The sequence below is a fragment of the Pseudomonas sp. TAE6080 genome (genome assembly GCF_018732265.1).
Lineage (GTDB): Bacteria > Pseudomonadota > Gammaproteobacteria > Pseudomonadales > Pseudomonadaceae > Aquipseudomonas > Aquipseudomonas brenneri.
This window is the reverse complement of record NZ_JAHIDY010000018.1, coordinates 112,774-121,126: the sequence shown is the minus strand read 5'-3', so window position 1 is coordinate 121,126 and position 8,353 is coordinate 112,774. Positions and strand designations below refer to the sequence as shown.

Genomic DNA, 8,353 nt, shown 5'->3' with positions numbered 1-8,353 from the left:
TGTCACCTGATCCACCGCTATCGCAGCCTCGCCGGGGCTCGACAGCTCCCACATTCGTAGGCGCCCCCAGTTTGCTGCGCGACAGCGCTACGTCGAAGAGGTAGTGGGGACTCCCACATTTGATCTCTGTACACCCTCGCATCTGATTTGCTCCCCCCAGTTTGAGCGTTGTACATCCTCCTCATTTTGATCATCACGCCCTTCGCTACTCGCCCAACAGCAGCCCCTGCTCCTTGGCACACAACTCCACCACGTAATCCCACAACACCCGCAACCGCACCGACTTGTGCAGTTCGCGCCGGGAACTGATCCAGTAACTGCGCTGGATGCCCTCCTGCGGCAACAACGGCACCAGGTCCGGGTCGCCTGCGGCCATAAAGCACGGCAGCACGGCAATCCCCAGGCCCGAACGCGCCGCCTGGTGCTGGGCGATCACGCTGGTGCTGTGGAACACCACCCTGGGGTTGCGGCAAAAACTGCTGAGGAGCTTGAGCTCCTGGCTGAACAACAGGTCGTCGACGTAATCGATCCAGGCATGGGCGGCCAGGTCTTCGCGCTTCTCGATAGGCGGCGTGCGGGCCAGGTAGCTGCGGCTGGCATAGAGCGCCAGGCGGTAGTCGGTGAGTTTGCGCGTAACCAGTTGGTCGACGCTGGGCCGCTCCAGGTGGATGCTGATCTCGGCCTCGCGGTTAAGGATGCTGACAAACCGCGGCACCGCCACCAGCTCCACTTCCAGCCCTGGATAACGCTCGAACAGGCCACCCATGCGCCCGGCCAGGAACATCACCCCCAGCCCTTCGGCCACTCCCAGGCGAATCTTGCCCAGGGGCGCAGCGGAATGGGTCAGTTCTTCCTCAGCCATCAGCGCGACGTTTTCCATGGCCTCGGCATGCTTGAGCAGCGCCTCACCCGACGGCGTCAGTTCATAACCCTGGGCATGCTGCACAAACAGCGCAGTGCCGAGGCTTTTCTCGATGGCCTCGATATGCCGGGCTACGGTCGCATGCGTGGTTTTCAGGCGCTGGGCAGCGGTCAGCAGGCGCCCGCTGCGCTGCAACTCAAGAAAATACCGCAGGTCATTCCAGTCGAACATGTCGCCTCCCTTCCCGGCCATGAGAACAGCACTGTTTAAAAACGCACAGCAGCTGGGTAAAAACTAACATTTTTAAGACGAAAACTAACAACTAGGATGGAGCCAATAAGAAAAACAAGCGAGACCCAGATGACTATTGCAACTGAGCAATACGATTACGTGGTAGTAGGTGCCGGCCCTGCGGGCTGCCTGCTGGCCAATCGACTGTCTGCCAACCCCGCCCATCGCGTGCTGCTGCTCGAAGCCGGTGGCCGCGACAATTACCCCTGGATCCATATCCCCGTCGGCTACCTGTTCTGCATCGGCAACCCGCGCACCGACTGGTGCTTCAAGACCGAAGCCCAGGAAGGCCTGCAAGGCCGCGCCTTGAGCTATCCACGGGGCAAGGTGCTGGGCGGCTGCTCGTCGATCAACGGCATGATCTACATGCGTGGCCAGGCCAACGACTACGACGGCTGGGCCGCCGAAGGCAATCCGGGCTGGGCCTGGGACGATGTGCTGCCGCTGTTCAAACAAAGCGAAAACCATTTTGCCGGTGCCTCGCCCCTGCATGGCGACAGCGGCGAGTGGCGCGTGGAGCAACAGCGCCTGCACTGGCCAATCCTCGATGCGTTCCGCGAAGCGGCCAAGCAAAGTGGCATCGCCAATATCGACGACTTCAACCAGGGCGATAACGAAGGCTGCGGTTACTTCCAGGTCAACCAGAAAAGCGGCGTGCGCTGGAACGCGGCCAAGGCATTTCTCAAGCCGATTCGCCAGCGCTCCAACCTGACGGTGCTGACCGAAGTCGAGGTCGATCGCGTGTTATTGAACGACGGCCGCGCCAGTGCCGTGGTTGGCCGCCAGCATGGGCAAGCCGTCACCTGGAAAGCACGCCAGGAAATCATCCTGTGCGCCGGCGCCGTGGGTTCGCCGGGCATTCTGCAACGCTCCGGTATCGGCCCTTCCAGCGTCCTTGGGCCACTGGGCATCGAAGTGCTGCACGAGCTGCCCGGAGTCGGCGGCAACCTGCAAGACCACCTGCAACTGCGCCTGATCTACAAACTGGAAAACGCCCGCACCCTGAACCAGATCGCCGGCTCCGTATGGGGCAAGATGGGCATGGGCCTGCAATACCTGTATGACCGCAGCGGCCCGCTGTCCATGGCCCCCAGCCAACTCGGCGCCTTTGCCCGCTCGGGGCCGGAACAGGCCACGGCCAACCTCGAATACCATGTGCAACCACTGTCGCTGGAGCGCTTTGGCGAGCCGCTGCACGCGTTCCCGGCGTTTACCGCGTCGGTCTGCGACTTGCGCCCACAGAGTCGTGGGCGCATTGATATCCGCTCGGCAGATCCTTCTGTGCCGCCGCTGATCCAGCCCAACTACCTGAGCCATCCTGAAGATTTACGCGTGGCCGCCGCTGCCATCCGCCTGACCCGGCGCATTGTCGGCGCCCAGGCCCTGCGCCCCTTCAACCCGGTGGAATACCTGCCCGGTGAAGCCCTGCAGAGCGACGAACAATTGCAGGAAGCCGCGGCGCGGATCGGCACCACGATCTTCCATCCGGTCGGTACCTGCCGCATGGGCCACGATAAGGACGCGGTGGTCGATGCCCAGTTGCGCGTGCACGGAGTTCCCGGCCTGCGCATCGCCGATGCCTCGATCATGCCGCGCATCACCTCCGGCAACACCTGCTCACCCACACTGATGATCGCGGAAAAAGCCGCGCAACTGATCCTGTCTCCTCACACAAGGAACCTCACCCCCGAAAGAGAACTGACAACACCGGCATGACCTGTAGGAGCGAGCTTGCTCGCGAAAATCGCCAACGATAACGCGGGCATCCTGGATAAACGCGTTGCTCTCAGGCTTTCCGCGAGCAAGCTCACGCCAACAGGGTAAAAGCGGCGCTGAAGTTGGCGCCGACAGTGGAACAACAATAAATAATCACTGTGAGGGCTACCCCATGTCAGAACGAGCTCAACCCCTGGACGCCACCGTCGGCGCCACTGTCACCAGCAAAGAGTCGCAAAAGGTCATCTTCGCCTCGTCCCTGGGGACGGTGTTCGAGTGGTATGACTTTTTCCTCTATGGCGCCCTCGCGGCAGTCATCAGCAAGCAGTTCTTTGCCGGGGTCAACGACACCACGGCTTTTATCTTCGCCTTGATGGCCTTTGCCGCCGGCTTTGTGGTGCGACCCTTCGGCGCGCTGGTGTTCGGCCGCCTGGGGGACATGATCGGACGTAAATATACGTTCCTCGCCACCATCGTCCTGATGGGCGTGGCGACCTTCTGTGTGGGCCTGCTACCGACCTACGCCAGCATCGGCATCGCCGCACCAATCATCCTGGTGGTGTTGCGCATGCTCCAGGGCCTGGCCCTGGGTGGTGAATACGGCGGCGCCGCAACCTATGTGGCCGAACACGCGCCACAAGGCAAACGCGGGTTCCACACCAGCTGGATTCAATCCACCGCAACCCTCGGCCTGCTGCTGTCACTGCTGGTGGTACTGGCCTGCCGGTATTTCACCGGCGATCAGTTTGAAGTCTGGGGCTGGCGCCTGCCGTTCCTGCTGTCCATCGTGCTGCTGGGGATTTCCACCTGGATCCGCATGAGCCTGCACGAATCCCCCGCGTTCCTGAAAATGAAAGAGGAAGGCAAGGCCAGCAAGGCGCCGATCCGCGAGTCGTTCGGCAACTGGGAAAACCTCAAGGTGGTATTGATTGCGCTGTTCAGCATCAACGCCGGCCAGGCCGTGACCTTCTACGCCGCACAGTTCTATGTGCTGTTCTTCCTCACCCAGTTCCTGAAGATGGACCCGGCCCTGGCCAATATGCTGCTGATCATCAGCGTGGTGATTGGCGCGCCGTTCTTTATCTTCTTCGGCTGGCTGTCGGACAAGCTGGGGCGCAAGCCGGTGCTGATGGTCGGCCTGCTGCTGGCCACCGCGCTGTACTTCCCGATCTTCAAGGGCCTGGCCCACTACACCAACCCGGCGATGGACCAGGCCAGCCGCCAGGCGCCGATCACGGTGCTGGCCGACCCGGCTACCTGCACCTTCCAGTTCGACCCGGTGGGCAAGGCGCGGTTTGACAGCCCCTGCGACAAGGTCAAGACCTTCCTGGTCAAACAGGGCCTGCCCTACAACAGCGAAGCCGCACCTGCCGGCAGCGCAGTGCAGGTCAGCGTGGGCGATGTGCGCATCGACGGCTACGACGAAGACGCCCTGCGCGGCGCCGTGACCCTGGCCGGCTACCCGAAATCGGCGGACGTGGCCCAGGTCAACAAAACCATGGTGGTGGTGCTGATCGTCGCCCTGATCCTGATCGCTGCGATGTGCTACGGCCCACTCGCCGCGCTGATGGTAGAACTGTTCCCGACGCGCATCCGCTACACCTCCATGTCCCTGCCCTACCACATCGGCAACGGCTGGTTTGGCGGGTTCCTGCCAACCGTGTCGTTTGCCCTGGTGGTGTACACCGGCGATATCTTCTACGGGCTGTGGTACCCGGTGGTGATTACCGGGGTCAGCCTGATTGTCGGGCTGCTGTGCCTGAAGGAAACCAAGAACGTGGATATTGATAAGAATTAAGCGGTAAGCGGCAAGCTTTAAGCTGCAAGATGAAAGCGACTTGGCTTTTTACTTGCGGCTTGAAGCTTTTAGCTGTACATCCATCCAGATAAAGGTTGCTCAATCCCCTTCTTTTGCCCATCCTGCTTCCCATTCAACTGTGTAACGAATGGGCTGAGCATGCGGCTGTATCTCTGTGAAAAACCCTCCCAGGCCAAGGATATCGCGGCCGTGCTCGGCGCCAGGCGCCGGGGCGACGGCTGCTGGCTGGGAACCGACGTCACAGTCACCTGGTGCATTGGCCACCTGCTGGAAACCGCCCCGCCCGACGCCTACGACGCCAAGTACAAACGCTGGGTGCTGGCCGACCTGCCCATCGTCCCGGAAAAATGGAAGATGACGGTCAAGCCCAAGACCGCCAGCCAGTACAAGGCCGTCAAGCGCCTGCTGGGCGAGGCCCGGGAACTGGTGATAGCCACCGACGCCGACCGCGAAGGCGAGATGATCGCCCGGGAACTGGTCGAACATTGCCGCTATCGCGGGCCGATCCAGCGGTTGTGGTTGTCGGCGCTGGACGACGCCTCGATCCGCAAGGCGCTGGCGTCGTTGAAGCCTGGCGCAGAGACCTTCAACCTCTACCATTCGGCCCTGGGCCGCTCCCGCGCCGACTGGCTGATCGGCATGAACATGAGCCGCCTGTTTACCCTGCTCGGCCGCCAGTCCGGCTACCAGGGCGTGCTGCCGGTGGGTCGGGTGCAAACCCCGACCCTGCGCCTGGTGGTGGACCGTGACCGCAGCATTGCCGACTTTGTCCCCGTGGCGTACTGGGCCATTGATGTCGAATTGCGCCATCAGTCGATGAGCTTTATCGCGCAATGGCGCGCCGCCGACGATATCTGCGACGACCAGGGCCGCTGCCTCAACCCGCAACGCGCGCAACAGGCCGCCAGCGCGATGAGCAACGCGGCCAGTGCCCGGCTGGTGAAGTTGCGCACAGAGCGCATGCGCGAAGTGGCGCCGCTGCCCTTCGACCTGGGCACCCTGCAGGAAATCTGCTCGAAAAAACTCGGCCTCGGCGCCCAGGAAACCCTGGATATCGCCCAGTCCCTCTACGAAACCCACAAGGTCATCACCTATCCACGCAGTGACTGCGGCTATCTGCCCGTCAGCCAACATGGCGACGCACCAAGCATTCTCGCGGCATTGGGCCGGGCCGATCCGGCGGTCAATGCGCTGATGCCGCACATCGATGCGCAACGCCGCTCCCGCGCCTGGAACGACGCCAAGGTCAGTGCCCACCACGGCATTATCCCCACCGGGGCCGGCAAGGACCTGGCACAGTTGGCCGGCAAGCACCGCGCCGTCTACACCTTGATCCGCGCCCGTTACCTGGCGCAGTTCCTGCCCAACCACGAATACGACCGCACCCAGGCGGACTTCAACTGTGCCGGCGAAGCCTTGCGCGCCGTGGGCAAAGTGGTGGTGGAGCCAGGCTGGAAGCGTGCCTTGCCCGAAGCCCTGGCGCCAAGCAAGGGTCGCGAGGCGCCGGCCCCACAACCCTTGCCACCATTGGTGCAAGGCCAGGACTACGCAGTGGCCAAGGTCAACCTCAAGGACTTGTGGACCCAGCCGCCCAAACCCTTCACCGAGGGCGACTTGATCAAGGCCATGAAAAACGTCGCCAAGCTGGTGGACGACCCGCTGCTCAAGCAGAAACTCAAGGACACCACCGGCATCGGCACCGAAGCGACACGGGCCGGGATTATCCAGGGCCTGCTGGACCGCGGTTACCTGGTAAAAAATGGCAAGGCATTGTCAGCCACACCAGCGGCCTTCAGCCTGATCGACGCGGTGCCCAGGGCCATTGCCGACCCCGGCACCACCGCCATTTGGGAACAGGCCCTGGATATGGTGCAAAGCGGTGAGATGAGCCTGGAGGAGTTCGTCGCCAAACAGGCAGCCTGGATGAGCAAACAAGTGGCGCGCTGCAATGGCCTGCAAATGACCATCAGCGGCCCGGCCAGCCCGGCAGGTCGTGCTGCCACGCCCTGGAAAAACAAACGCAAGCCGGCCAAGCGCAAGACTGGCACCAGCCCGAAACGGGCGGCAAAACCGGCGAGCAAGGGCTAATTGGGTGAAAAAATCCAGGAAATGACGCTTTTTGACGGGATATACGCCGCTTTGGGTCTTGCCCCAGCGCCTGCGGTCTAGGATTCTGTAGGCACAGCCCTAATAACAACACCAGAGTGGCCGCCATGAAAACCGTCGCACAGTTGCTCAAGTCCAAGGACCAGAAAAATCAGGAAGTGCATACCATCCAGTGGAATCACACCGTGTTTGAGGCGCTGGTGGTGATGGCAGCGAAGAACGTCGGCGCTTTGCCGGTGGTCAAGGACGACAAAGTCGTCGGCATCATCAGTGAGCGCGACTACGCGCGCAAACTGATTCTCCACGGACTGTCCTCGACGAGCACACAGGTCCACCAGGTGATGAGTTCACCGGCGATCACCGTGGACACCCACAAAAGCGTCGAAGACTGCATGGGCATCATGACCGACGGCCACCTGCGTCATCTGCCGGTGGTGGAAGACGAAGAACTGCTGGGCCTGCTGTCCATCGGTGACCTGGTCAAGGAAGCCATCGCTGAGCAGGCGGCCCTGATCCAGCAACTGGAGCAGTACATCCGCGGCGAATGACCCTGCTCTCAACACCACCACGCCCCCGGTGAGAACTGGCTTATGTAGGAGCTGGCTTGCCTGCGATGGCATCACCTCGGTGTAACTGATGCACCGAGGCGCCTGCATCGCAGGCAAGCCAGCGCCTACATGGATCACTGCTGAACCCGGCCTTGCATGCGACCCACCGGCACAAAAAGTGACGCCCAAGTCACCTTCCCCTGCACCCTCCCCTGCACAAAAAAAATTATGTAGTGCGTGAAAATAATCACTACATAACCGTTGACGTAACCATTTTGACCTTGCATGATTCAGACGTCTCCCGGATCGGGAGCGTTGGCAACAAGCGTTTTGAACAGGCTCGTCTGACCGCCGAGCTGTTTTTCCGGATGTGCACTGCCCACAAGGCAGATTGATGAAGCTGACCGAACCGAAAGGCACGGTACAAGAAGCTCAAATGCTGCTTGTCTTCGTTATGAAACCATTGCGTAGCAGGTCATCAGCAACACTACATGCATCAGGTTCAAGACCCTGCCCGTATTCGGCAGACCGTTACTGACGCCCGGTTTTCGGAACCGGAGACAACTTAAAAGTGTATTAACGAATCAACTGAAGATCGCCAACTGGTCAAGGGGCTTACACATGAATCTGAACAACCAACCAACTATCGACGAATTGGCTGAGATGTTCGCAGCGCAGAAAGACACACTCGACGACCATATCCTGTGGATTGGCAAATCGGGCGAAGTGCAAATTGACTGCCTGGCGCCCCATACCGAAGAAGCCGAGTTCGACCGTAATAACCGTGAACTGGCGGCGCGCCTGAAGATGTACCGCCGTGGCCAGGGTTATGTCGGCAAGAAAGCGGCAGCCGATCGCAACTTTATCGAGCAAGTGTTCGATACACTTAACAATGCCTGGGAGTCCTTCAAGGACAACTCGCAAGTTAAAGTAATCGACCGCTACTACTAAGAATAACGCTACCTTTGTGGGAGCTGGCTTGCCGGCTCCCACATGTGTTTGTGTGCAACT

At 60.9% G+C, this 8,353-nt stretch carries 6 protein-coding genes; 5 read left to right on the top strand and 1 reads right to left on the bottom strand.

The window, feature by feature from the left end; all coding sequences use genetic code 11:
- Window positions 1–205 precede the first annotated feature (205 nt).
- A complete protein-coding gene (locus KL786_RS15460) occupies window positions 206–1,093 on the bottom strand; it encodes a LysR family transcriptional regulator (protein WP_215518174.1) in 888 nt (295 codons plus the stop codon).
- Window positions 1,094–1,222: 129 nt separating this feature from the next.
- Between KL786_RS15460 and KL786_RS15455 the strand changes: the two genes are divergently transcribed.
- The 5 genes from KL786_RS15455 to KL786_RS15435 all read left to right on the top strand — a co-directional run bounded on the left by KL786_RS15455 (window position 1,223) and on the right by KL786_RS15435 (window position 8,293).
- A complete protein-coding gene (locus KL786_RS15455) occupies window positions 1,223–2,869 on the top strand; it encodes a GMC family oxidoreductase (protein WP_215518173.1) in 1,647 nt (548 codons plus the stop codon).
- A 172-nt stretch (window positions 2,870–3,041) separates the two neighbouring features.
- Window positions 3,042–4,667 (top strand): MFS transporter, encoded by a 1,626-nt coding sequence (locus tag KL786_RS15450; protein WP_215518172.1) that lies wholly within the window; start codon window positions 3,042–3,044, stop codon window positions 4,665–4,667.
- A 159-nt stretch (window positions 4,668–4,826) separates the two neighbouring features.
- On the top strand, window positions 4,827–6,776 hold the full coding sequence (locus KL786_RS15445) for a DNA topoisomerase III (protein ID WP_032860216.1): 1,950 nt from the start codon (window positions 4,827–4,829) through the stop codon (window positions 6,774–6,776).
- Between the two features lie 125 nt (window positions 6,777–6,901).
- Entirely contained in the window at window positions 6,902–7,342 is a 441-nt protein-coding gene (locus KL786_RS15440; RefSeq protein WP_215518171.1) for a CBS domain-containing protein, read from the top strand.
- Window positions 7,343–7,963: 621 nt separating this feature from the next.
- On the top strand, window positions 7,964–8,293 hold the full coding sequence (locus KL786_RS15435; protein WP_029296579.1) for a hypothetical protein: 330 nt from the start codon (window positions 7,964–7,966) through the stop codon (window positions 8,291–8,293).
- Window positions 8,294–8,353: the final 60 nt, after the last annotated feature.